The 24,558-nt window shown below is 65.4% G+C and carries 22 protein-coding genes and 1 other RNA gene; 12 read left to right on the plus strand and 11 right to left on the minus strand.

The features are described 5' to 3' along the window. From GUY37_RS05355 to GUY37_RS05385, 7 genes are all read right to left on the minus strand, one after another. A complete protein-coding gene (locus GUY37_RS05355) occupies positions 1-450 on the minus strand; it encodes a hypothetical protein (RefSeq protein ID WP_228278379.1) in 450 nt (149 codons plus the stop codon). Continuing rightward, entirely contained in the window at positions 443-892 is a 450-nt protein-coding gene (locus tag GUY37_RS05360; protein ID WP_228278380.1) for a TadE/TadG family type IV pilus assembly protein, read from the minus strand. Before GUY37_RS05360 ends, GUY37_RS05355 begins: the two co-directional genes overlap by 8 nt. A gap of 7 nt (positions 893-899) precedes the next feature. Then, positions 900-1,178, minus strand: coding sequence for a hypothetical protein (locus GUY37_RS05365; RefSeq protein WP_228278502.1), 279 nt, complete (start codon positions 1,176-1,178; stop codon positions 900-902). A gap of 120 nt (positions 1,179-1,298) precedes the next feature. Further along, positions 1,299-2,237 carry a type II secretion system F family protein gene (locus GUY37_RS05370; RefSeq protein WP_166823150.1) on the minus strand — a complete coding sequence of 313 codons (939 nt, stop codon included), beginning with the start codon at positions 2,235-2,237 and terminating at the stop codon, positions 1,299-1,301. Beyond that, entirely contained in the window at positions 2,234-3,208 is a 975-nt protein-coding gene (locus GUY37_RS05375) for a type II secretion system F family protein (RefSeq protein ID WP_166823153.1), read from the minus strand. Before GUY37_RS05375 ends, GUY37_RS05370 begins: the two co-directional genes overlap by 4 nt. After that, complete coding sequence (locus GUY37_RS05380; protein WP_166823156.1) at positions 3,205-4,428, minus strand: CpaF family protein; 1,224 nt, start codon at positions 4,426-4,428, stop codon at positions 3,205-3,207. Before GUY37_RS05380 ends, GUY37_RS05375 begins: the two co-directional genes overlap by 4 nt. A gap of 503 nt (positions 4,429-4,931) precedes the next feature. Next, entirely contained in the window at positions 4,932-6,329 is a 1,398-nt protein-coding gene (locus GUY37_RS05385; RefSeq protein ID WP_166823159.1) for an IS1380 family transposase, read from the minus strand. Positions 6,330-6,632: 303 nt separating this feature from the next. On the opposite strand from GUY37_RS05385, the gene GUY37_RS05390 reads away from it, so the two are divergent. The 12 genes from GUY37_RS05390 to GUY37_RS05445 all read left to right on the plus strand — a co-directional run bounded on the left by GUY37_RS05390 (position 6,633) and on the right by GUY37_RS05445 (position 18,091). Continuing rightward, the gene (locus GUY37_RS05390) at positions 6,633-7,859 is read left to right on the plus strand and encodes a globin domain-containing protein (protein ID WP_166823162.1); all 1,227 of its coding nucleotides are present in this window, start codon (positions 6,633-6,635) and stop codon (positions 7,857-7,859) included. 111 nt (positions 7,860-7,970) lie between these two features. Beyond that, a complete protein-coding gene (gene prfB / locus GUY37_RS05395) occupies positions 7,971-9,095 on the plus strand; it encodes a peptide chain release factor 2 (protein WP_166823165.1) in 1,125 nt (374 codons plus the stop codon). A 475-nt stretch (positions 9,096-9,570) separates the two neighbouring features. Next, on the plus strand, positions 9,571-10,260 hold the full coding sequence (ftsE, locus tag GUY37_RS05400) for a cell division ATP-binding protein FtsE (RefSeq protein ID WP_166823168.1): 690 nt from the start codon (positions 9,571-9,573) through the stop codon (positions 10,258-10,260). Next, positions 10,257-11,171 carry a permease-like cell division protein FtsX gene (gene ftsX / locus GUY37_RS05405; RefSeq protein WP_152347275.1) on the plus strand — a complete coding sequence of 305 codons (915 nt, stop codon included), beginning with the start codon at positions 10,257-10,259 and terminating at the stop codon, positions 11,169-11,171. The genes ftsE and ftsX overlap by 4 nt, the downstream gene beginning before the upstream one ends. A gap of 1 nt (position 11,172) precedes the next feature. Continuing rightward, positions 11,173-12,402, plus strand: coding sequence for a M23 family metallopeptidase (locus GUY37_RS05410; RefSeq protein ID WP_166823171.1), 1,230 nt, complete (start codon positions 11,173-11,175; stop codon positions 12,400-12,402). A 163-nt stretch (positions 12,403-12,565) separates the two neighbouring features. Further along, positions 12,566-13,036 carry an SsrA-binding protein SmpB gene (gene smpB, locus GUY37_RS05415; protein WP_152348062.1) on the plus strand — a complete coding sequence of 157 codons (471 nt, stop codon included), beginning with the start codon at positions 12,566-12,568 and terminating at the stop codon, positions 13,034-13,036. Positions 13,037-13,254: 218 nt separating this feature from the next. Then, positions 13,255-13,632: a transfer-messenger RNA gene (gene ssrA / locus GUY37_RS05420) on the plus strand. Positions 13,633-13,818: 186 nt separating this feature from the next. Continuing rightward, a complete protein-coding gene (locus tag GUY37_RS05425; protein ID WP_166823174.1) occupies positions 13,819-14,172 on the plus strand; it encodes an SdpI family protein in 354 nt (117 codons plus the stop codon). A gap of 246 nt (positions 14,173-14,418) precedes the next feature. Further along, positions 14,419-14,976, plus strand: a complete 558-nt coding sequence (locus tag GUY37_RS05430) for a hypothetical protein (RefSeq protein ID WP_166823177.1) — start codon at positions 14,419-14,421, stop codon at positions 14,974-14,976. Between the two features lie 71 nt (positions 14,977-15,047). Next, the gene (locus tag GUY37_RS05435) at positions 15,048-16,337 is read left to right on the plus strand and encodes a sensor histidine kinase (RefSeq protein WP_166823180.1); all 1,290 of its coding nucleotides are present in this window, start codon (positions 15,048-15,050) and stop codon (positions 16,335-16,337) included. Continuing rightward, entirely contained in the window at positions 16,334-16,972 is a 639-nt protein-coding gene (locus tag GUY37_RS05440; RefSeq protein ID WP_166823182.1) for a response regulator transcription factor, read from the plus strand. Before GUY37_RS05435 ends, GUY37_RS05440 begins: the two co-directional genes overlap by 4 nt. A 102-nt stretch (positions 16,973-17,074) precedes the next feature. Then, positions 17,075-18,091, plus strand: a complete 1,017-nt coding sequence (locus tag GUY37_RS05445) for a DUF418 domain-containing protein (RefSeq protein ID WP_228278381.1) — start codon at positions 17,075-17,077, stop codon at positions 18,089-18,091. Here GUY37_RS05445 and GUY37_RS05450 read toward each other — a convergent pair. From GUY37_RS05450 to speB, 4 genes are all read right to left on the minus strand, one after another. Then, positions 18,072-19,796, minus strand: a complete 1,725-nt coding sequence (locus GUY37_RS05450) for a thiamine pyrophosphate-binding protein (RefSeq protein ID WP_166823186.1) — start codon at positions 19,794-19,796, stop codon at positions 18,072-18,074. The two genes, GUY37_RS05445 and GUY37_RS05450, sit on opposite strands and share 20 nt — an antisense overlap. Before the next feature lie 317 nt (positions 19,797-20,113). After that, on the minus strand, positions 20,114-21,730 hold the full coding sequence (locus GUY37_RS05455; RefSeq protein ID WP_228278382.1) for a sodium:solute symporter: 1,617 nt from the start codon (positions 21,728-21,730) through the stop codon (positions 20,114-20,116). A 24-nt stretch (positions 21,731-21,754) separates the two neighbouring features. Continuing rightward, positions 21,755-23,458: a thiamine pyrophosphate-binding protein gene (locus GUY37_RS05460; protein ID WP_166823189.1), complete on the minus strand. Its 1,704-nt coding sequence runs from the start codon at positions 23,456-23,458 to the stop codon at positions 21,755-21,757. Positions 23,459-23,460: 2 nt separating this feature from the next. Next, positions 23,461-24,471: an agmatinase gene (speB, locus tag GUY37_RS05465; protein WP_166823191.1), complete on the minus strand. Its 1,011-nt coding sequence runs from the start codon at positions 24,469-24,471 to the stop codon at positions 23,461-23,463. Positions 24,472-24,558: the final 87 nt, after the last annotated feature.

Genomic DNA, 24,558 nt, shown 5'->3' on the forward strand with positions numbered 1-24,558 from the left:
TCAGCGACGACCTGTGGCGACGACGTCGGTGTGGTTCGCGCGCAGGGTGATGTGCGGTGACCGGTCGGAGCCGAAGAGGAGTGGGAACCCGGGCAGCGACACTTTCGTCTCGACACGCGCGGTGACGAGGGACCCGGCTTGTCCACAGGGTCCGGTGCACGAGTAGGTGATGGAAGTCGGCGCATCACGCAGTCCGAAGTCCGCGAAATGCAGCTTCGCAACGGCGTGGGCACGAGCCTCCGACGGGTTCGCATCGCGAGCGGCGATTCGGGAGGCCGACATGGCCGCCGAGGTGGTCGCGTAGCTGGCGGCCTGCATCTGGGAGAGGGTGAGCATGAGGTAGATGACCGGAATGAGCAGGACGATGGAGGCGAAGATGAACTCGATGACCGCAGTTCCTCCATCTGCGTCGTCGGGCGCGACACCCCGACCGGACTCGGACTCAGTCACGGTCGACATCCTCGACGATGGACCGTCCGCGCAGGTCCCAGATCTCGGCCGGTCCCCACAGTCCGAGGACGGGGAGCGGGGTATTCACTCGCACCTCGACGATCTCGACGACACCGCGTTGTGACGTCGTGACGGTGACTTTCCGGGCATAGCGCTCGCCCACGGATACTCGGATGAGGTCGCGTGTGAGCTCCTGCCCGTCGCGAGGAGTCTGATCGGCCAGGCTCGCCTGCCTCGCTCCGGCGATGGCGGAGTCGATGACCGTGTTCCTGACGTGGATGACGAGACCGATCTGCAGCGCCCCGGCCAAGATGAGGGCCAGCAGGGAGGCGATGAGGGCGAACTCGGCGACGGCCGATCCCGAATCGCTGCGCTCGCCTGCGACCGGTGCCGAGGCGGCCATCATCCGACTGCCCCGTTCGGTCTCTTCATCTCCGGTCACAGCCTGGTCACCCGGCCCCGCGGACCTTGTTCATCGCGTCTTGGAACATCGAGGTGAAGGCTTCGCCGGCCAGTGCCCACAGAGCGACCACGAGGCCCGCGGTCATCAGGGTGATGAGGACCCAGCCGGGCACGTCCCCGCGGTCGGGCGGGTCGACATCGGGGGCCAGCTTCGGCTCGGTGCCGTGGTCGGCCGCCTCGGCGATGGTGGTTCCTCCTCGCGGAGGGGGACCGGGGATCAGCCCGAGCATGAGCGGGACGAGGCGATAGGTGAACTGGCGGAACATCGTGTCTCCTTCATCGGCGAGGTCGAGGGTTCGATCCGCGTGGTCGGTGGTGCGGGACTGGCTGTGGGAGCGGGCGTGGTCGGTGGTGCGGGATGTGGTCGGCGGTGCGGAGTGCGGTCGTTATGGACTGAGGTCGAGGACGGTCAGAGACGGGAAGACGGCGAAGATCACGGTGACGGGAAGGACGAAGACGACCACCGGGACGAGCATCCCGATCTCCTTCTTCCCGGACAGCTCGAGCAGCCTCCTCCGGGACTGTTCGCGCACGTCAGCGGCTTGGGAGCGCAGCACTTCGGCCAGTGGGGTGCCGCGGGTCATGGACACGGCGAGACCGTCGACGAACTGGACTATTTCGGGGATGGCGATGCGTGTGGCCATCGCGTCGAGCGCTTCGACGAGCGGAGTCCCGGTGCGAGTGGCGGCCAGGGCCGCGCGGAGTTCGTCGATGAGGTCACCGGAGCAGGTGCGACACACCCGTTCGAGAGCCTCCACGATCCCCTCACCGGCGGTGATGGACAGTGCCAGGAGTTCGGCGACGGTGGGGAATTCGGCGAGCACACGGGATTCGTGGCGGGCGATGGCTTGGCTGAGTCGCCAATCGTTGAAGACGTGGCCGGCGATGCCGCCGCTGATGACGAGGACGAGGGTGACGATGGGGGAGAACCCGCGCTGCGCCGACAGGGCCCCGGCCAGGCCGCCGGCGACGATCATCCCGACGAGGATGCTCAACACCTGGCTGATGCGGAAGCGCTCGATCGTGGCATTCCCGCCGAGGCGGTCGATGCGCAGCCGCAGAGTCGCATCCGTGGTGATGCGCGAGGTCACCCACAGCGTCGAGCTGACCAGCCATGACTTCACCAGACCCCAGAATCCCTCCGTACGCGGGGTCGGAGGAGCATAGATATCGACCAAGGATTCCTGATCCCGCAGATAGGGTGCGATCCGCGACGACAGCGTCGGCCGGCGCAGCGGCGGGAGGGAGAGGACGAAGACACACAGTGCGAAACCGTTGAAGAGTCCGAGGGCCAGGATGGGCAGAGGTTCGCCGAGGAGGCTCATGCCGCGCGCCCGTCCACATCGTGCTCGATGCCGGTTGCGAATCCGCCGCTGGTGTTGCCGTCGCCGCCGAAGCGTCGGTGGGCGGCGCTGAGCGAGGATCCCTCGATGACCCGGGGTTCGGCCGGGAGCCGGCCGATGCGCTTCATCGCCTGGTACGCCAGCAGGGAGACGATGAAGCCCGCGGCCAAGAGGACCAGCCCGGGTCGGGAGTTGTACGCCACGGCCGTTTCGGGCCGGGTCGACAGGAACGCGAGCACCACCCACGGTGCGGCGACGGCCAATCTGGCTCCGTTGACCGTCCACTGCTGCCGAGCAGAGAGCTCGTTGCGGGTCCGGGCGTCATCACGGACGAACTGCGCCAGCGCCCGCAGCATGGTGCCCAGATCACTGCCGCCGACCTGCCGGGTGACGCTGAGAGCGACGACGATGCGATCGGCCACCGGGTCGGCGCTGACCTGTCGGAACCGCTCCAATGCCAGGGCGAACGAGCCGCTGGCCCGGTATTCCTCGGCGAAGACTTCGAACAGCGGCCGCAGCGGTTCGGGTCCGCGATGGGCCAGCGAACTCAGTGCTTCGGGCAGGGACAGTCCCGCACGGACTCCGGAATTGAGGTGGTCGAGGGTTTCGGGCCACAGCTCTCGCCGCATCACCTGTCGGCTGCGTGCCCGATGGTGCAGTGCTCGGTGAGGCAGCCAGGAGGCGAAGAGACCGAAGCACAGAGCGATCGCCCACGAACCGGTGAGCACCGTCGATACGACCGTTACGAGGCAGAACGCCGCAATCGAGATGAGCAGCAGGTGGGCCGGCCGAAGTCGCGGGAATCCGGCCCCGGTGAGCATGTCGTCGAGCTCGCGCACCCATCGCGACTGCGTCCGTCTGCTCTGCGGCCGCTGCCACAGCGACATCCACATGAGGAACAGCCCCGCCCCGAGGCAGGCACCGATGAGCAGAGCGGACTGCGAATAGCTCACGCCGCCTCCAGAATGGAGTGGAGATCGCGACCGATGCCGGCAAACCGTTCGCCGAGGTGGCCGAACCCCTGACCGCGGATGAGCTGTCCCCGTGGCGAATGGAAGATCGTGTCGAGTTCGACGACGTCGCCTTCGACCCCGCCGGGCACCGCGCAGATCTCATCGACCCGTCGCACCCCGGAGGGGTCCCGCCGCAGGTGGACGACGACGTCGAGGCTGACGGCGACTGTGGGGACGACGAACGCTGATGAGATGTTCGCCCCGGCCAGCAGGGGCAGGGTGCAGATCTTCGTGATCGCCGCGCGAGCGGAGTTGGCGTGCAGCGTCGACATTCCTGCGAGACCCGAATTCAATGCGATGAGCATGTCGAGGCTCTCGGCCTCTCTGACCTCGCCGACGATGATCCGGGTCGGCCGCATCCGCAGAGCCTCCTTGACCAGGGCGCGGAGGGTGACCTCGCCGGTGCCTTCCAGCGACGGCTGCCGGCACTGCATGGGCACCCAGTCGCGACTGGGCAGGTTGAGTTCGAAGACCTCTTCACAGGAGATCGTGCGTTCCCGCGCCGGAATCGACCCGGCCAAGGCGTTGAGCATCGTGGTCTTGCCCGCCTGAGTCGCTCCGGAGACGAGGATGTTCGCCCCGCACGCCACGGCGGCGTCGAGGAACTCGGCGGCACCGGGAGTCAGTGATCCATGAGCGACGAGGTTGGCGAGATTGCGCGGCCGGGCGATGAACTTGCGGATATTCACGGCCGGATGAGTGCGGGTGATATCGGGCAGCACAACATGCAGCCGGGACCCGTCGGGCAGAATGGCGTCGACAAAAGGCTGGGAGAGATCGACGCGGCGACCCGAGGTCCGCAGCATCCGCTCGATCAGGTCGTCGAGCTCGGCCGAGCTCAGTTTCGTCGTCGTCAATTGGTGGATTCCGTCGACGGCGATGAAGACCTCGCTGGGCGAGTTCACCCAGATCTCCTCGACGTGCGGATCATCGAAATAGTCCTGCAGCGCACCGAAACCCGACAGCTGATTGTCGATATGGCGGAAGGTCGCCTCTTTGTCTTCGAGCAGGGGAAGATCAGCGACGAGACTGCGCTCATCGTACTCGGCGATGACGGTGCGAATGAGCTCGCGAGAGCGCTGGGTATCGGCGCGGGGATCCACATCGAGATCTCTGATCCGCTTGTGAACCTCACTGGTGATGACTTCGGTGGCTTCCACTCTGAACCCTTGCCCGATCATTCAATTGACAGCGTGATTTGCTGTTTAACCTATCTGTAGTCGAATGAATAATCTAGTGAATTCCCAAATCTGTGGATAACTCCGAACGGGCTTCGCAAATGCTCATCGTGTAGTTTCATGAATGTCATTGTGGCGGTTTCCGTCTTGCGTGAGGGTCGGTTTCGGTCTATATTTTGCTCACCGATCTTCAGTGGAAGCCATGTGAGCCGCGCCGCCGGCGGGATGAATCAGATCTCCCGCCGGCGGCGCTTTTTGACCTATAACCCACCGGCGCGGAGGTCTGTGCCCTTGCTCGGAAACGAGCTGCGTTAGCCTCAATTTTTCACGGTGTGGCTCGCGCCTTGATTCTCGCGCTGTGGAGCGCATTCGTTTCTGATTTTGCCATTCGGGTGTGACGCGGCCACCGTGTGTCGCCACGGTTGGGCGGGGACTCCGACCCCAACTGGTTTCCTCTACTCGAACGAACACGGACACCACGATGGTTATCCCGGCTCGGGCCCTGGCAAGGAACGCAGTCGGTTCAGGCCAGCGACGATGTCTTGCGCGAATCGAGCAGTGTTTTTCACATGCACCACCACCCGACGGGCCGTCCTCGCGATCGTCGCTGGCACTGTATAGATGTGCATACGCAGCTTCTTCGGCTCCCACCGACGAATCTCGTCATCGACGAACGTCAACAGTCCGCTCCAGGCCTGCAGATCCCCGGCGAGAGCGACGATGGCCAACCAGACCCGATTCTGGTCGAAGCCTTTGAGGGGGAAATTGGCCAGCCCGGTGTCTTTGGCGATGCGGATCCGGTCCTCGCACCGTGCCCGGGAGCGGTGCCGGACTTCCAAATCGGCCAACTGCATACCGCGAGTGTTGGTCGCGAACGCGGTCAGCCGGTACCCATCAACGTCATCGAAACGCAATTGCGCACCAGGGTGGGGTCGTTCCCGACGGACGATGACTCGCATCCCGTCCGGCCAATCGTTGAGGTCGAGGACTCCGGTGAGCTCAGCAACGTCGGCACCTTCGCGGGGACGACCGTCGGTGTCGTAGGCCGGCTCCCACGCGTCCAGCTTCATGAGTTGGCGATAGAGATCAGGCATCGTTGCCGGCAGCATCCACCCGACCGAGTACGACAGGCGCCTCCTGGTGAGGAAAGTCAGGAAGCCATGGGTGCCACCGGCGGTATCGGTCCGGATGAGCACCGATTTACCCGGACGCGGCCTGCCGCCGGGAAGACCAGCGAGAACTTCCTTGACCAGCCGAATGTGATCGCTAGCGGTATTCGATCCGGCATTGCCCGGTCGCAGCAGCCCGGCAACGGGTTCGCCGCAACCCGATCGTCCGTGGTCGATGAACGCCAGCAGTGGATGGAATCCAAACCCTTTCTTGTACGTGGGCTTCGCCTCTTCCTTCTCACTGTGGGCGGTGACCAAGGTGGCATCGATATCAACGACCAGCGGAGCCCGAGCATCACTGTCATGGTTCGGTGCCTGAGCCCCGGCCAGTTCCCACACGCGGGCACGAGCAGCTGTCCGAGCGGTGTTGATCGCGGCCAAGGCTTGGTCGGCATCATCGGCGAGAGTGCGGATGAGGCGAGTGATCGTCGGGTTCGATGCCACCGGCCCATAGAGATCGGGCTCGTCGCGGAGGACGGAACTATCGGAGAGTGTGTCACCGCCGAGAGCCAAAGTGATGGCAATGTCGATGAGGATCTTGGCGGGGTCGTGGATGGCGAAGGGTCTCTTCCATGCCGCCAGAGCCTGCTTCAGGTGATGGCCGAGCCCGCTGGTGTGCACGGTTTCGGTGAGCAGCATGCCGCCGGCTTGCCCGAGGGCGTTGCTGGGCGCGGTATCGATGTGCAAGCGAGGATAGGTGCGGGTAGGCTTCACTCTGAGAGTGCTCCTTTTCCAATGGGTTTTTGTTGTCTTCGCAAGCACCATTATCCCTGGTCAGGAGCACTTTTCTTGTGTCAGTCCACCATCCGGTCGATCCTAATCATGAAATCTCGAGGTTAGGGCGAGGCCGATCGGGCCGCGGCTGCCGGGCCTCGGTTGCGGTACGGAAAATCTCAAATTCTACAACGCGTAGAAATGTGCGCGCGAGTCCGCGTAACGTCGAAATCGCACGAAGAACAGCGACCTGGAAAGGCCGTTCCAGCTGCGCGGCGAACATGCGCCGCAAAAGGAGCAGAAGTGATCTCCCAACCCGCACTCACTGTCGTGAAGGACACCCTCCCCGTCATCGGGTCCGCCATAGGTGACATCACCCCGGTCTTCTACGACCGGATGTTCACCGCCCGACCCGACCTGCTGCGCGATCTATTCAACCGCGGCAATCAGGCGCAGGGCGAGCAGCAGAAGGCACTGGCCGGCGCGATCGCCGCCTATGCGAGCCTGCTCGTGTCCGAAGATGTACCGAACATCGATGCGATGATGAGCCGGATCGCGAACAAGCACGCCTCTCTGGGCATCACCGAAGACCAGTACCCGATCGTCTACGAGCACCTCTTCGCCGCCATCGGCGAAGTCCTCGGCGATGCGGTCACCCCTGAGATCGTCGACGCCTGGACCGAGGTCTACTGGGATATGGCGCACACGCTCATCCGCGCCGAGCGGGAGCTCTACGCCCGCCACGAGGTGTCACCGGGCGAGGTCTGGAACGATCTCCTCGTCGCCCGCCGCCGGCAGGAATCTCCGAACACCGTCAGCCTTGTGCTCTCCCGACCCGACGGCGGAGTGCTGCCGAAGGCCAGGCCCGGCCAGTACGTCTCCGTCCAGGTCGAGCTGCCCGACGGGGCTCACCAGATCCGTCAGTACAGCCTCACCCGGGCCACCTCACGTGAGTCCTGGACCGTCACCGTCAAGGCCGAGCCCGGTCGCGCCGAGGCCGGCATCCCCGCAGGTGAGGTGTCGAACTTCATTCACGGCAACGTCTTCGAAGGCGACAGAATCCGGTGCTCACTGCCGTACGGCGACCTCGTCGTCGAAGACGCCGAGACCCCATTGCTGCTCGTGTCCGCCGGCATCGGCTGCACCCCGATCCTCGGCGCGCTCAACGACCTCGTGTCCAAGGAGTCCCAGCGTCCCGTCACAGTCCTCCACGCCGACCAGTCGATGGCCGCTCATGCCCACCGGCATGAGATGGCGCAGCTGGTCGATCAGCTGCCGGGCGCGCGGATGCACCACTGGTACGAACAGCTCGGTGCGCGGACGACGACCGAGACCATCCACGAAGGGTTCATCGACCTCGCCGAGGTGGACGTGGCCGCCGACGCGCAGGTCTACCTGTGCGGCCCGCCCCCGTTCATGAAGGCCGTGCGCCGCGGACTCGACGAACTCAATGTCCCGGCGGGCAATATCCACTTCGAGGTGTTCGGCCCCGACACCTGGGCCGCCGTGCCCGAGATGCAGCCGGCCTGAGACTGAGGGGCGATCCGGGAGATTGTGCAGATGCGCGCCGAGGTGGCCCCACCTCGGCGCGCATCCCTCGGTTCCGGGCAGGCCGCGGACATGCACTAGAATCGGATCATTATGGCCACCACTGATTACTCTTCTGAAATCGCCAACCTCCGCCAGACGTACAAAGCGATTCTCGACGTGTCCGATCTGGACAATCTGCGCGACGAGGTCGCCGAGCTCACGGAGCAGGCGTCGTCGCCGACATTCTGGGATGATCCCGATTCGGCTCAGAAGATCTCGGCCAAGCTCTCTCACAAACAGGGCACCCTGGAGAAGCTCGAGAAGTTCGGTGAGCGCATCGACGATGCCGAACTGCTCGTCGAGATGTCTCAGGACGAAGGCGATGCGGACTCGCTCGAAGAAGCCGACCGTGACATCAGGAAGCTGCGCGATCAGCTGGCCGAACTCGAGATCTCGACCCTGCTCAGCCACGAATACGATGAGCGCTCCGCCGTTGTGACCGTACGCTCCGGCGCCGGCGGCGACGACGCGACCGACTGGGCGCAGATGCTCACTCGCATGTACATCCGATGGGCGGAGAACCGCGGCTACAACGTCCAGGAACTCGACACCTCCTACGCCGAAGGTGCGGGAGTGAAGTCCGCGACGATCCAGATCAACGCCCCCTACGCCTATGGCACGCTGTCCGTCGAGGCCGGCACGCACCGGCTCGTGCGCATCAGCCCCTTCGACAACCAGGGACGTCGCCAGACTTCCTTCGCCGCCGTCGAGGTGGTCCCGCTCATCGAGTCCACCGACCATGTCGAGATCGATGAGAACGATCTGCGCATCGACGTCTACCGTTCCTCGGGCCCCGGCGGACAGTCGGTGAACACCACGGACTCGGCCGTGCGCATCACTCACGAGCCGACAGGTGTGGTGGTGAGCATGCAGAACGAGAAGTCCCAGATCCAGAACAGGGAAGCTGCGATGCGCGTCCTGCAGTCGCGTCTGCTCGACCTCAAGCGCAAGGAAGAGGCGGCGCAGAAGAAGGAGCTGGCCGGCGACATCAAGGCCAGCTGGGGTGATCAGATGCGCTCCTACGTCACGCACCCGTACCAGATGGTCAAGGACCTGCGCACCGGCTACGAGGTCAACAACCCCTCGGCGGTCTTCGACGGTGACCTCGACGGACTCATCGAGGCCGGCATCCGCTGGCGCAAGGAACAGGAGATGGCCGAAGAGGCCGACGACTGAGCCTCTGGCAGCTTTCTTTCCGCGGCCTGCCAGGCCACCCGTCGGCAGCCAGCCAGCCTGCCTGCAGGGAGCTGGCCCGTCCACCGTGCATCCGCTCCGCTGCCCGTCTGCGGTCGATTCACCGAGGCGATTCGCCCATTTTGGCTGTGCCCCCTTGGCGAATCGACCACAAACGCGACGTGAGGATGCCAGCTCGCGTCATATCCTGATTCGCAGGGAAGTAAATGTCGATCTTCACCGCCGAAACCAACATTTGCTTCCCTGCGAATTCCGGATTCGCCGAGGAGGCCGGACCCCGACCCCGGCTGTACGGCCCAGCCCTGTTGAGTGACCCGCACACCGAGGAAGCCGAGACTGAGCCCGACTGTGAACTTCATCAGATCGCAACACACGCCCGGCCGCCTCCCCGAACATCACGGAACTGTTACGTACAGTGGAAACGGCCGAGCCACCCGCAACATGATTGAAGACCGACTTGATCAGATTCGACTCCGTTTCGAAGTCCTACGACACACGTTCCCGCAGAGCACTCGACGACATCTCGTTCGAGGCTGACCGCGGGGAATTCGTGTTCCTCGTCGGGGCCTCCGGTTCGGGAAAGTCCACGGTCATCCGACTCATTCTGCGCGAAGAGGTTCCCAGCGCCGGGCGCATCCACATCGCCGGAAAATCCGTGGTGAAGATGCCCAGCTGGAAGGTCCCCTACCTGCGGCGGGGGATCGGCACAGTGTTCCAGGACTTCCGCCTGCTGCCGAACAAGACCGTGTTCGCCAATGTGGCCTTCGCCCTCCAGGTGATCGGGAAGTCCCGCGCTGCCCTGTCGACGCTCGTTCCCGACGTCCTCGAGACCGTGGGCCTGGCCGGCAAGGAGAAGCGCTATCCCAGTGAGCTCTCCGGCGGCGAGCAGCAGCGTGTGGCCATCGCCCGAGCTGTGGTCAACAAGCCCGGAATCCTGCTCGCCGACGAGCCGACGGGCAACCTCGACCCGGCGACGAGCGCCGACATCATGAACGTGCTCGAGAAGATCAACCGCAACGGCACCACCGTGCTCATGGCCACCCACGACGGAGAGATCGTCAACCGGATGCGCCGGAGGGTCATCGAACTGCGAGAAGGCGAAATCGTCCGCGACGTCGAAGAAGGCACCTACGGAGTCGCCTCATGAGGGCCGGTTTCATCCTCTCCGAGGTCTGGTCGGGCCTGCGTCGGAACTTCTCCATGGTCATCTCCGTCGTGCTCGTGACCTTCGTGTCCCTCCTCTTCGTCGGTGCCGCGATCCTGCTGCAGATGCAGGTCGGGCAGATGAAGGACTTCTGGTACGACCGCGTTCAGGTCTCCGTGTTCCTGTGCCCGCCGGATTCGGAGGCGACGAACTGCGTCGACGGTGAGGTCACCGGAGATCAGAAGGACCAGATTCGGGGCGAACTCGAAAGCTCCGAGCTCGCTCCCTATGTCGACAAGGTCTACTTCGAGGACAAAACCGAGGCTTACGAGCACTTCCAGGATCAGTTCAAGGGCACCAGCCTCGAGGGCACCGTGCCCAAGGACGAGATGAACGAGTCCTTCCGGGTCAAACTCAAGGACGCCGAGAAGTACGACATCATCAAGGAGACGTTCTCCTCCACCCCCGGTGTGGAAGAGGTCGTCGACCAGAACCAGCTGCTCGATCGCCTGTTCGGTGTGCTCAACATCGCGACCATCGTGGCGATCGCGATCGCGGGCATCATGCTGCTGTGCGCGATGCTGCTCATCGCCACCACCATTCGACTCTCCGCGTTCTCCAGACGCAGGGAGACCGGCATCATGCGTCTGGTCGGTGCGTCGAACACCTTCATCCAGATGCCGTTCCTGCTCGAGGGCGTCATCGCCTCGGCCATCGGTGCGACCCTGTCCTCCGGTGCCCTGGGGCTGCTCGTCCACTTCGGCGTCAGCGGCTGGCTGCAGTCGCAGGCCACCGGATTCAGCCTCATCTCCGGATGGGATGTCCTCCTCATCGCTCCCGTGCTCATCATCATCGGGGTGCTCATGGCCGGAGCTTCGTCGCTGATCACGTTGAACAAGTACACGAAGGTCTGAGATGAGACACAGACTCGGACTGGTCATCACGGCAGCCGCACTGGTGGTGCTCATGCCGGTCACCTCGGTGGTGGCCGACCCGCGCGATGACAAGAGCGAGGTCGACGAACGCGTCAAGGAGCTCCAGCAGGAGTTCGAGGGCCTCGACGAGGACCTCGCCCGCGTCATCGCCGAACGCGATGCCGCGCAGGAGAAGCTGCCGGATGCCGAAGCGGAATCGAAGGCCGCTGATGATGCGCTGGCTGAGGCGATCGAGAAGGACGAGGACATGGCTGCGCGCCTGACCTCGGCGGAGAACGCGCAGACGGACCTCAAGGACACGATCAAGTCCGGCACCGAGGAGATCGACAAGCACAAGACCTCGGCGGCGCGCATCGGGCGACAGGCGTATCAGAACTCGGGCATCACCTCCGATCTGGCAATGCTTCTGCAGATGGCCGAGGGCACGAGCGCCGACGGCGGCATCGGACGTGTCGACTCGGCGGTGCGGTCTCAGCAGCGCACGATCGACAAGCTCTCCGAACAGCGGGCGCTGAACAAGAACAACGAAGAGCGGCTCTCGGGGGTGACCGAGAAGATCTCCGACCTCAAGGACGAAGCCGCCGAGGCGGTGGTGGCCAAGGAGGCCGCGCAGGTCGACGCGAAGAAGAAGGCCGACAGCCTCAACGACCTCATCTCCACGAAGGACGATGCGGAGAAGACGATCTCCGACAACAAGGACAAGACGGAGAAGCAGCTGGCCGATGAGAAGGCCGAGCAGGATCGGTTGGCCGAGAAGGTCCGGGAGTGGGAGAAGGAGCAGGAGAAGAAGGGCAAGTTCGTCTTCGGCGACGGAGTCCTGGCCAACCCGGCCAAGGGCTACCCGACGACGTCTCCGTTCGGATACCGCGTCCACCCGATCACCGGCGCACGCAAACTGCACACGGGAATGGACTTCGGTGTGCCCTGTGGTACCCCGATCCGTTCGGCCGGCGACGGCATCGTCGTCACCTCCGGTTGGACCGGCGGCTACGGCAACCGCGTCGTCATCTCCCACGGCAAGATCAAGGGCAAGTCGATCGCGTCGACCTACAACCACAACACGAAGCTCAAGGTCCACGACGGACAGAGGGTCAAGAAGGGCGACATCATCTCGTATTCGGGCACGACGGGAGCCTCGACCGGCTGCCACCTGCACTTCGAGATCATGGAGAACGGCGGATACGTCAACCCCAAACCCTTCATCTTCTAATTGCTACCCGACGGCGGCCCAGCAACCTGGCGCAAGGTTGCTGGGCCGCCGTCAGGTAGTTCGGGGAGGGGACGGGCGTGCGGAACGCGGCCGATGGGATAGAATGGATGGCTGTGCCCGCAAACGCGTGCACAGATGATCGGGAGCAGAGAGGAGGCCGGTCATGCCGAAGGACACAGGCAAGAAAGTCATTGCGAGGAACCGCAAGGCACGCCACGACTATCACATCGAAGACACGTGGGAGGCCGGACTCGTACTCACCGGCACCGAGGTGAAATCCCTGCGCGAAGGCCGTGCCTCGCTCACCGATGGCTTCGCCCTCATCTTCCAGAACGAAGCCTGGCTGGAGAACGTCTACATTCCCGAATACCTGCAGGGGACGTGGACGAACCACTCGGCCAGACGTCGCCGCAAGCTGCTGCTCCACCGCGAGGAGATCCTCAAGCTCTCGCAGAAGGTCAAGGAATCCGGCCGGACGCTGGTCCCGCTCGAACTCTACTTCGACGGTTCACGCGTCAAGGTCGAGATCGCCCTGGCCAAGGGCAAGCGCGAATGGGATAAGCGTCAGGCTCTGCGCGAGGCGCAGGACAAACGCGAGGCCGAACGCGCCATGAAGGCCAAGCAGTACCTGTAAGGGCCGGTGGTGCGGGTCCGATTCCCGCTATTGCACCGACCCTCATCTCCTTCGCCGAGGCGGCCGGACAGCATCCGCGAAAGTCCGCGCACGTGTTCGCGGAGTTGAGGGAATGCAATTGGCTCAGTATGCGTTGTACGAGTATGCTGGGATATCTGATCGGCACCAGCAGTCGCCTCGGCGGGAGAAACTGCTGATCAGGTTTGGTAACAGAATATGGGGATGATCGGTTTCGACGTTGGACACTGCGTCGGGAGAAGCGGGCCGAGAATGCAGAGTCATCTCGTTAATGTCCTCTGCAAAACAATAGGTGCTAAGTCTAACAACCGCACCGATTTCGCCCTCGCTGCCTGATAGAGCGCGAGCTGCGAATCCGTCAGCCTAGAGTTGCCTCTGCTCTAGATCCTGGCGTCGCTTAAGAGGCCACTGCTTCAGGTACTTGTTGGGGGTACCTGAGGGACTTCTACTCAACTCCGTTCGTTGGTCCATGTGTTCGTGCAAGGGCCAGAACCTAAGACACTACTTCACGAACTGCGCCCGGAGAAGTCCTGACAATCTGCCGACGGACGCGGGTTCGATTCCCGCCATCTCCACTGACAAGGCCTCGGATTCCCCGTGAATCCGGGGCCTTTTCCATGCCCGCCAGGCACCGGTGGAGTCCCGCTGTGCGTCCGTTGCGTCCCACCGGCCGTTTCGGGAGGCCAGCCGAGACCACGGCAAAGCAACGCCAGCAGGACCGTTAGGATGACGGCAAGCCAACTTTACGAGGAGGTGATGCGCACGTGTTCTGTCCGCCGTTCATCGGCTACCTCATTCTCAGCGTCATCAGCACACTGCTCATCGCCGCCATCCGCCGCAATCGCCTCACCCGCAACCGTGCCATCGGCATCCGCTCCCGGCACACGCTGGCCTCCGACGCCGCCTGGCTGCGCGGGCACCGAGCGGCCGTGCCAGCGCTCATCACGCTGAGCGTCATTGCCATCGGATTCGCTCTGGCTCTGGCTTGTGTCGAACTCTTCTCCTGGCCGTCCGCGGCCGGTCACGTTCTCGCAGTCATCGGCTGGGTGCTCATCCTCGGGATGGCCATAAGGGCCATGTCGGCAGCCAACACGGCAGCGAAGTCAGTCGACGCCTAGGCGTCGCTGCGCTCTCCTGTCCGGTGCCGAAATGAGAAGGACGATGTCGTAAGAAGACCGGGCCACGGCCCCGGCCCGGGCCCCTGCCACGACTCACCCCGGCTCCTGCCAGTGCCAAGAACCACCTCGGCGATTGCGTCCATGCGGCCGAGGTCTATCGTCCATCTGGCCGAGGACTCGGGCGCCCGGGTTCGGAAGGATCGGCAGTGTCATCACACGCCGACCCGCAAAGGACCTCCTCCACTCATGAAGAAGGCACTCATCTCCCTCGCCGCCGTCGCCCTCATCATCCTCGCCATCATCGGCGGACTCGTCGTTGCCGAACAGCGCGCGAAAGCCGCACTCGAGGCCGACGTCGCCGACTATCTGGACAGTTGCGCGATCACCCCCGATACGATCGACGTCCACGGCCGCCCCTACCTGCTCTACGCCGCACAGCACACCGCCGACCTCAGCTACGTCGACATCACCCCCGACGACGGGATCAACAAGGATCAGATCCTCGTTCACCACCTCGTCGACGGCCACGCCGACCGGCTCACTCGCTTCATCACCTTCGACTACCCGTCCGGCGAGGTGAGCCCGATGAAGAATCCCGATGACTCCTACACCGAGGTGGCCATCCTCGAGGGAGAAAGAGTGACCTTCTCCGCCCGGTCGGAAGGAAACCGGCTCGACGTTCTCGCAGACAGGCGCTCACTCACCGACCTCGCTCTGCCGCGGGCCGCCGAAGTGAAGAACGTGTCCGCAGGAGACGACGGCGTCATCGTCGAAATCGAATACGCCGACACCGACTGCCGCTGAAGCCGACACCGACTGCCGCTGAAGCCGACAGCGCAGACCTCGCCGACCGGCGTTGACTAGACTGTGAGCCAATGAGACGACCCCTCACCTGGCTGTGGCTGCTGCCGGTCCCGCTTTCCTTCGCCTTGGAACTGCTCATCGGCAGCGGCTGGCTTCTCATCCTCGGAAACGTCCTCGCCGCCGCAGTCGCACTGCCCGCCCTCATCCGTGCCCACCGCCACCCGGACCGACGACTCAGCCTCCTGTGGGCGGTCCTCGGTCTCCTCGCCGCCCTCGCCCTGACCGCCGGCAGTACAACCCTGAGTCTGACGAGCCTGTGGCTGAGCCTGGTGGCGCTGGCGATGCTCACCCGCACCGCCGCGACCAAAGCGGGCAGCGCCCCCATCGTCGCATTGGCTGTGGCGAACATCATCGTCGCCGGGCTCATGCCCGACGGTCTGACCTTTGCCCTCATGGTGACTGGGCTGGTCATCGCCGCGATCGCGATCGGACTCATGCTGCGATCGAATGATCGTACGCTGATCGAGAAACAGGCCACCGCCACTGAGGCGGAGCGACGTCGCATCGCCACCGAACTCCACGACCTCATCGCACACGAGGTGACCGGCATCGTCGTCCTCGCCGAGGCCGCCGGACGCAGCGACGACAACGACCTGCGTACGACCGCGCTGACGAAGATCGAGAAATCCGGCACCCGCGCGCTCGAGGAGATCCGCCGACTCGTCTCTGCCTCCCGGAATCAGGATCACCTCTCCCAAACACGGACTGCCGCCTCGGCGAGACCTGCACGCAGCGCCGCAGGAGCCGGCTCGGTCACCGGATCCGAGGCGGCCGCCCGCACCCCGGTCGCCGCCGGTCCCCAGGCGCTGCACGACCGGGTCGCGGCTTTCGGCGAGGCCGCACATCTCACGATCGACATCCCCGCCGAGGTGGACGGCGAAGTCTGGCCGGTCCTCGACCGGGTGCTCGTCGAATCGCTGACCAATGTGCGTCGCCATGCCGGAGCCGACGCTGAGGTCACGGTCACTGTCACCACCGACCCCGCACCGCCGACCACCGACCCCGCACCGCCGACCACCGACCACGCATCACCGGCGGCTCTGCTCATGACCGTGACCAACGGCCCCGGTTCCGGCGGGATCGGGGCCGGCAGCGGAACGGGAGTGGGCAGTCTGCGGGCGAGGGTGGGCCACCTCGGCGGGAGCATCGACGCCGCACCCGTACGCGGGGGTGGTTGGAGTGTTCGCGCCCGGGTGCCCGTCGCCGCGTGGGACGTCCGGCACAGCAGCGGGCGCGGCCGCCGACACGAGAACCGACAGAACAACGACCACGATGGCCTGCAGGCAGGGGAGGACCGATGATCACCGTCGCCGTCGTCGACGATCAGGAGATGGTGCGGATGGGCTTCTCCCTCATCCTCGACGCCGAGGAGACGATGCGCGTCATCGGCCAAGCCGCCGACGGTGTCGAAGCGATCGACCTGGTCAGACGCGAACAGCCCGATGTCGTTCTCCTCGACATCCGCATGCCCCGCCTCGACGGGTTGGCCGCATTGCCGCGGCTGACATCGTATTCGAAGGTCATCATGGTCACGACCTTCGATGACGACGACTACGTCGATGCGGCCCTGGACGGAGGAGCCAGCGGCTTCCTGCTCAAGGACTCCGGTGCCGATCTCCTCATCGCCGGGGTGAAGGCCGCCGCCGACGGGGACGCGCTCATCTCTCCGTCGCTCACCCTCAACCTGCTGCAGCGGCGCACATCGACGGCTCAGGGCAACAGCTTCCGCGTGGACCGGCTCAGCCAGAGGGAGAACGACATCGCGAGATTGGTGGCCGTGGGTCGGACGAATCAGGAGATCTGCGCCGAACTCTTCATCTCCCTGGGTACCGTGAAGACCCATCTGGGAAACATCCAGACCCGCCTCGAGGCCCGCAATCGGGTGGAGATCGCCGCGAGGATGTGGGAATCCGGGGCGATGAACACGGGAGGCTGACCCACCCCCCACCGCTCTATCAGCCGATCGGCCGACCCCTGCCGTCGAATCTCAACTGCACGGCCGATGTGCTCACTCCATCAGCCGGGAAGGATGGGGACCATGACAGAGACACAGACTTTTGCCCCATCGCCGCCCCGGAGCCGCTCCCGGATCCTCGCCCTCGATGTCGTCCGCGGATTCGCACTGTGCGGGATCCTGCTGGTCAACCTCCCGCCGATCATGAGTCTGAGCAGCATCGATTCCGCCGGGCAGGCTCTGCCGATCTACAGGTTTCTCGAGGACACGGTGCAGAACCGGTTCTTCCCGATCTTCTCATTCCTGTTCGGAATCGGCTTCGGACTGATGTGGCTGGGCGCCGGTCGTCGCAGCGCTCGCCCTCGTCTGGCACTGCTGCGCCGGTTCGCCTTCCTCGGCATCCTCGGCGGCCTGCACCAGCTCCTCCAACCCGGCGAGGCCCTGCTGCCCTACGCGCTGGCCGGCATCGTCCTGCTCCTGCCGGCCACATGGATACCGGCACGCCTGCTCGGCTGGGTGACCTCCGTCCTCGGCGCCGTCCTGCTCGCTGCCGGAGTGGCCACCGGAGGCGGCTTGACCCTCATCCCCGGGCTGTTCCTGCTCGGGTTCGCCGTCGGCCGCGGCGGATTCATCCGCTCGGTCCTGGCCCATCCGGGACGGGTCGCTGTCGCCGGTGCCTTCGCTCTGACCGTGACGCTCATCGGCTTCGCCACCACCGACTACCTCACCCGTCACATCAACGGATGGATCAACGCCGGCCTGGGCCTGAGCATGGCACTGACCTATATCGCCGTTGTTCTGCTGCTCCTGCACACTCCCGCCGAGGTGGTCCTCAAGTCCGTGTTCGCACCCTTGGGCCGGATGGCGCTGAGCAACTATGTCGGCGCCACCCTCATCCTCGTGAGCGTGCGGATGATCGTGCCCGACCTCACCAGCCTCGGCGACCACGGCGGCTACGTCGCCGGCCTCGTCATCTGCCTGGCGATCATCATCGTCCAGATCATCGTCTCGACGCTGTGGCTGCGCCGGTTCGGTCAGGGGCCGCTGGAGAAGCTGTGGCGACTCGTCACCTGGGGGCGCCTCACGAGTTCACGCGGATGACCTCCTCCTGATATGGCGCGATGATCTCCCCGGAGATCCGCAGATCGAGGAGCAGGAAGGGCCGTTCGTCGACCGGGCGCGCCTTCCACTCCTCGACGACGGCGAGGTCGGCCAGGGACCGCACGGCGACTCCCTGCCCGCCGGCCGCTGTCGCCAGGGCCGCGAAGTCGATTTCGTCGATGAGCATGGGCGACTTCTCCAGCCCCTTGAGCCCGTAGAGGTTGACCTCGGCACCATAGGCCGCGTCGTTGAAGATCGCGGCGATGCCGCGTCCGCCGGCTACCCGGATCGCGGTGTCGAGGTCGGACAGTGCCATGGCCCCGCCACCATCGCCGCTGGTCAGGACGATCGTTGCCTCAGGGTTCGCACGGGCGGCACCGGCGACGCTGTGCCAGCCGAGCCCGATCGATTGGAATGCGGTGCCGACCATCGCCAGCCGTTCCGGTGCGCTGGGCTCCCAGAACATATTCGCCCAGGCGATGAAATGTCCGCCGTCGGAGACGACGACCCGATCCTGTGGCAGAACCTCGCCGAGGCGGCTCGCCGCCGCACGCGGATCCAGCCGGCCGTCGCCGGCGAGCTCCGACCCGACGACGTATGCGCGGTCGGCGGCGGTGTCGACGGTATCGCGCCAGAGTGTGCGGTCGGTGCCCGCGGCGGTGACACGCCCGCCTCGGACAGTTGCCGACGCGCCCTCCGACGTCTCCGCGCGCGACCCGGCCGGGGACTCGGACAGTCGAGTCGCAAGTTCAGCCGCTGCGAGTTTCGCATCTGCTCGAATGAAGCCGCCGACGCGAGCGTTCGTGGCGCGTTCATCGGTGTCGATCTGCCAGACCGTCGTCGAGGGATGGAAGAGCTCCCCGAAACGCATCGTGAACTGGTTGAGAGAGGCGCCGAAGACCACAGCCACATCGGCTTCGCGGACCCTCTCCATCGCGGCCGGGGCACCGAAGCCGCCGGCGACTCCCAGGTCGTGCTCGGCGGCGGGGAAGATGTTGCGGCCCAGCGCAGTCGTGACGGTCAGGGCCCCAGTGATGTCGGCGAGTTCGCCGAGTTCGGCCTCGGCCCCGGCCAACCATGCCCCGCGACCGGCGAGCAGCAGGGGTCGTTTCGCCTCGGTCAGATCTGCGGCGAGGCGGTCGAGGGCGGTTTGAGTGAACTCGCCGACCGGTGCCATCGGCACAGGGCGACTGGGACCGGGAACAGCCGGAATCTCACCGATATCCAGGGTGGCGACGTCGTAGGGGATGGCCAGGACGACGGGCACCCGGTAGGTCAGCGCATGCTCGATGGCGGTCACGGTTGCGGCGGCGGCATCGACGCGGCCGACAGTGTAGGTGCGCACGCCCACGGCCGAGGCCATCGCGATCTGATCGACGTCCCACGGCCGCGGACCGGAAGTGGGCTCATCCCCGACGACGAGGACGAGGGGAACCCGGGCTTGGGCCGCCTCGGCGAGGGCGGTGAGCGTATTCGTGAACCCGGCACCATAGGTCGTGGTGGCCGCGGCGATCCGCCCGGAGGTGCGGAAGTGAGCATCGGCGGCGACGACGGCACCGGCCTCGTGGCGGACGGCGGTGTAGGTCGTCGAGGTGCCCCGCAGCAGGGCATCGAGGAAGTAGGCGTTGCCGTTGCCCATGAGGCCGAAGACCTCGTCGATGTGGACGGCGAGGGTGTGCGCGACGTGCGCGGAAGTATGAGCCATGAGAAGCCAATCGCTGATGAGATATGGAAGTTCGATCCATATGTGTCTCACACGCAGGCTCGGCCTCGGCGACCCTGTCGGGTGCCTGTCCGGCGGCTTCGTGCCCCTTTTTCGAGCACCGGCTGATGTGCGCTCGCCCCATTCGCCGATCCGCGGCGTTGCTGAAGGCGGCTCAGCCTGACTCTTCGAATATAGGTGACTGTGGCTTACGACACCAAGTCGGGTGACGGTCCAGCGCGCAGATCGCACTGACCAGAACTACCCGACGGCGGCCCAGCAACCTTGCGCGAGGTTGCTGGGCCGCCGTCAGGTAGCAGTTACCGGGTGAGGCGTTCCTTCCAGGCGGCCATGACCTCGGGCGGGGTCGGCTTCGAGGCGAACGACCCGACGAGGTAGCCGACCAGCGAGGCGATGAGACCCAGGTAGATGGCGGATTCGGCATAGATGCCCGACACGATCATGACGACCACTGTTGTCACGGCGCCGAGGATCATGCCGGCCATCACGCCGACGATCGTGCCGCGCTTGAACACCAGACCGCCGAGGATCGGGATGAACAGTCCGGCCACCAGCAGGTTGTAGGCCACGGTCAGCGCCTCGACGACACTGGGCATGATCATGGCGAGAACCAGCGTGACGACGCCGAGCACGATGAGATAGATCCGCGAGTCGCGCACTTCGTCACCGGTCTCGCGCACCAGCGACCGCACGAGCGTCGACCTCGCACCGGAGCCCGAAACAGGCCCCGAAACTGAGCCCGAAACTGAGCCCGAACCGGACCCCGATCCTGACCCGCTCGCCGAGGCGGCCGATCCATCCGTCGTCGCCCCGTTCGCACCGGCTCCCGCACTGCTCGCGCCGGCTCCCGCAGCGGCGCCCTCGGTCCCGGCCCCGTCAGGCACGATGTCCTTGCGGGCGAGGAACGGTTCGACGATGTCCTGCCGGCACACGGTCGAAGCGGCCATGAGCGATCCCGACGCCGTCGACATCATGGCGGCCAGCGCCGCCGCGAGCACGATTCCGCCGAGCACCGGAGTCATCGACGCATCGACGACGGCGACGAACACATCGTCCTGGACCTCGATCCCGGGCACGATCTTCGTCGCGGCCATGCCGATGAGCGCACCGGCGACAGCATAGAGCAGGCAGTAGACGCCTGCGGAGAATCCGCCCCACCGGGCTACACCCGGGCTGCGTGCGGTGAACACGCGCTGCCAGATGTCCTGTCCGATGAGCAGGCCGAGGGTGTAGATGAGGATATAGCCGAGGATCGCCTGCCAGCCGATGCCCACCGGTGAGGTGTGCGTCTCGGGCAGCGAGGAGAACAGTTCGGAGAAGCCTCCGGACTTCGACAGCACGAGCGGCAGCATGATGAGGAAGATGCCGATCGTCTGGATGAAGAACTGCACGAAGTCCGTCAGCGTGATCGACCACATGCCGCCGAGCATCGAATAGAGGATGACGATGCCGCCGCCGATGAGCACCGACCACACCTTGTCGAGATCGAACAGGGCGTGGAAGACCGTGGCATAGGCGACCGTCGACGTCGTCGAGATCATCAGACCATAAGCGGTCATGATCGCACCGGAGACGAAGCGGGAGCCCTTGCCGTAGCGGAGTTCGAGCATCTGCGAGACCGTGTAGATCTCGAGCTTCTGAATCTTCGGGGCGAAGAAGAGCGAAAGCGCGATGATGCCCAGGCCGATCGACAGCACGAGCCACATTCCCGACAGCCCCGCCGTGTAGCCCAAGCCCACACCGCCGATCGTCGACGCGCCGCCGAGGACGACGGCCGACATCGTGCCGGTGTACAGCAGACCGCCGAGGCGGCGCCCGGCGACTAAGAAGTCCTCCTGGTTATGGGCCTTGAATCGGCCCCAGACTCCGAATCCCACCATGGCGGCGAGATAGATGATGACTACCAAAGAGTCCACAGCGACCCTCTCTGTTGGATCGGCTCAGTGGCCGATGGTGATGTGAATGACGGTGGGCACGGTGCGATCGAGCGCCTCGGCGATGGCCGCGGGCAGAGCGGAATCGATGTCCGCCTCGTCGATCGTCACCCCGGCCCCGCCCATGGACTGACCGAGCTGCGCGAAGTCCGGACGGGCGAGCCTGACGGCGAAGGGCTCGATGTCGCGGTCGACCATCTGCCCCTCGATCTCCGCGTAGCCTCCGTTGTCGACGACGACGAAGGGGATGCCCAATCCCAGCTCGGCCGCGGTCATGAGTTCCTGAACGGAGAACATGGCCGCCCCGTCGCCGAGGATGCACACGACCGGTCGGGCGGGATCGGCGAGCTTCGCCCCGACTGCGGCGGGAATGCCGTAGCCCAGGGTCGCGAATCCGGGCATGTAGAGCAGCTGGTCGGGCGTGCTCGCCGTCAGCGCGTGCACCGTTCCGTCGTAGGTGACCTGGGAGGAGTCACCGGAGATGACGACGTTCGAGCCCGCTCCCTCTTCGACGAGGCGGGTGACCCTGGCTCCGATCGCGTCGGAGTCGAAATCGGTGCCCCAGCTCTCCCGAATCCGGGCGACCCGATCGGCCCCGGATTCCTTCGCCGAGGCGGCCGAGACGTTCGAGCCAGACGATGCCGTCCCGTCATCGCCGGCCGAGGCGGCCGTGGCCGAGGCGGACCCGAGCGCACTCATGAGCGCGGTGAGGAACTCACCGGTGTCCGCGCAGGCGAGGATGTCCCCGGGCAGATTCTTGTTCAGCTGGTCGGGGTCGATATCGCAGCGGATGACGGTCTGCCGGGCAGACTCGTCCCGCACTCCGATGCTTGTCTGCGCACCGATGACTCCGCCCCACAGATCGGAGTCGGCCAGTTCGGATCCGAGCACGATGAGCACATCGGCCGCCGCGGATTCGGCCTGCACGCTGGGGAAGCGGACGTTCGCACCCAGGGACAGCGGATGCGTCTCAGCGATGATGCCCTTGCCGTTGGCCGTTGTCGCCAGGGGAGCGTCGAGGGCCTCGACGAGACGGGCCACCTCGGTGTGGGCGCTTCTGGCACCGCCGCCGGCGATGACCAGCGGCCGCTTCGCCGAACGGATCGCCTCGGCAGCACGGGCCACGACATGCTCATCGAGTCCGGGACGGTGCCCTGCGAACGGGACAGGAACGCTGCCGTTCCATGCGCCCTCGAGCACGTCGAGGGGAACCTCGATGTGCACGGGCCCGGGACGGGCCGAGTCGAACATTGCGAACGCCTCGGCGACGGCCTGCGCCGCGCCTTCGGCAGTGCGGGTGCGCTGGGAGGACACGAGGAGGCGGCCCACCGCCCCGGAGGAGTCCTTCGTCTCGTGCAGCATGCCGACGTCGGCGCGCTCGAATCCGGTGGGCACACCGGGGGAGAGGATGAGCATCGGGCGGGACTCGGCATAGGCGGTCGCGGCGGCCGTGAGGACGTTCGTCAGCCCCGGCCCCGAGGTCGTGATGACGACCCCGGGCTTGCCGGAGACGAGGAAGTATCCGTCGGCGCCGTAGCCTGCTCCCTGTTCGTGGCGGGGAGTCACGGCGCGGATCCCGAACTCCGGCAGGTGTCGGTAGAACTCGAGGTTGTGGGTGCCGGGGATGCCGAAGATCGTATCGACACCGTGGGCGGCCAGTGTCGCCACGACTGCGCGGCCGCCGTTGCGGACGTTCGGAGTCTCGGTCATGTTCAGACTCCGAGGGCGTCGCCGGACGGGCCGGAGGGAGCCTTGAGTCCGTTGTTGTCCGCAGCCCACAGGGACAGGATCTCGTAGCCGACATGGGCGGCGGTGAGTCCGGTGACTTCGGCATGGTCGTAGGCGGGGGCGACTTCGACGATCTCGGCGCCGACGATGTTCAGTCCCTGGAGCCCGCGGAGCGAGTTGAGCAGCTCACGGCTGGTCATTCCGCCGGCCTCGGGGGTGCCGGTGCCGGGTGCGGCGGCCGGATCGAGGACGTCGATGTCGACGGAGACGTAGACGGGAGTATTGCCGAGGCGTTTCCGCATGCGGGCGACGACGTCGGCCACGGAAGTGAACTGGTATTCGTCGCTGCGGATGACCTGGAAGCCGAGCACCTCATCGTCCTCGAGGTCTTTCTGACCATAGAGGGGTCCGCGGATGCCGACGTGCATCGAGGCGGTCATATCGATGAGGCCCTCTTCGCTGGCGCGGCGGAACGGAGTGCCGTGGGTGTAGGGGGCACCGAAGTAGGTGTCCCAGGTGTCCAGATGCGCATCGAAGTGGAGGACGGCGATCTTGCCGTGCGTCTTGTGCAGGGAGCGCAGGTTCGGCAGAGCCAGGGTGTGGTCCCCGCCGAGGGTGAGCAGCTTGGCCCCGTCTGCGCGCATGGCGTCGGCGTTGGCTTCGACGGTGGTGATGGCCTCTTCGATGTCGAAGGGGTTGACGCCGAGGTCACCGCAGTCGGCGACCTGCTGCCAGGTGAACGGGTGGACGTTCGTGGCCTGGTTGTAGGGGCGCAGCAGCTTCGAGGACTGGCGGATGTGGGCGGGACCGAAGCGGGCGCCGGGACGATAGCTGACGCCGGCGTCGAAGGGGATGCCGACGACCTTGACGTCGATCTTCTCGCCGGGACGCTGGCCTTCGACTTCGTCGATGCGTGGCAGCAGCCCGAACGTCGGTGGACCCGCGTAGCGGGGTGTCTTGCTGTAGTCGGCTGGGCCGAGCGGCTGAGACGTCACTGGCTTTCTCCTTCGTCGTCGCGGCTGACCCGACCCGGACGGGTCGGAGGTCTTGCTCCTCAGCCTAGGACGTGGCTCACACAACAC

Source organism: Brevibacterium limosum (assembly GCF_011617705.1).
GTDB lineage: Bacteria > Actinomycetota > Actinomycetes > Actinomycetales > Brevibacteriaceae > Brevibacterium > Brevibacterium limosum.

Bases quoted from the DNA above. Each gene is read 5' to 3' on its own strand.
- GUY37_RS05365 (WP_228278502.1), bottom strand. From the start codon at position 1,178: ATGTTCCGCCAGTTCACCTATCGCCTCGTCCCGCTCATGCTCGGGCTG.
- GUY37_RS05370 (WP_166823150.1), bottom strand. From the start codon at position 2,237: ATGAGCCTCCTCGGCGAACCTCTGCCCATCCTGGCCCTCGGACTCTTC.
- prfB (WP_166823165.1), top strand. From the start codon at position 7,971: ATGGCCACCACTGATTACTCTTCTGAAATCGCCAACCTCCGCCAGACG.
- ftsX (WP_152347275.1), top strand. From the start codon at position 10,257: ATGAGGGCCGGTTTCATCCTCTCCGAGGTCTGGTCGGGCCTGCGTCGG.
- GUY37_RS05410 (WP_166823171.1), top strand. From the start codon at position 11,173: ATGAGACACAGACTCGGACTGGTCATCACGGCAGCCGCACTGGTGGTG.
- smpB (WP_152348062.1), top strand. From the start codon at position 12,566: ATGCCGAAGGACACAGGCAAGAAAGTCATTGCGAGGAACCGCAAGGCA.
- GUY37_RS05430 (WP_166823177.1), top strand. From the start codon at position 14,419: ATGAAGAAGGCACTCATCTCCCTCGCCGCCGTCGCCCTCATCATCCTC.
- GUY37_RS05435 (WP_166823180.1), top strand. From the start codon at position 15,048: ATGAGACGACCCCTCACCTGGCTGTGGCTGCTGCCGGTCCCGCTTTCC.
- GUY37_RS05440 (WP_166823182.1), top strand. From the start codon at position 16,334: ATGATCACCGTCGCCGTCGTCGACGATCAGGAGATGGTGCGGATGGGC.
- GUY37_RS05445 (WP_228278381.1), top strand. From the start codon at position 17,075: ATGACAGAGACACAGACTTTTGCCCCATCGCCGCCCCGGAGCCGCTCC.
- GUY37_RS05450 (WP_166823186.1), bottom strand. From the start codon at position 19,796: ATGGCTCATACTTCCGCGCACGTCGCGCACACCCTCGCCGTCCACATC.
- GUY37_RS05460 (WP_166823189.1), bottom strand. From the start codon at position 23,458: ATGACCGAGACTCCGAACGTCCGCAACGGCGGCCGCGCAGTCGTGGCG.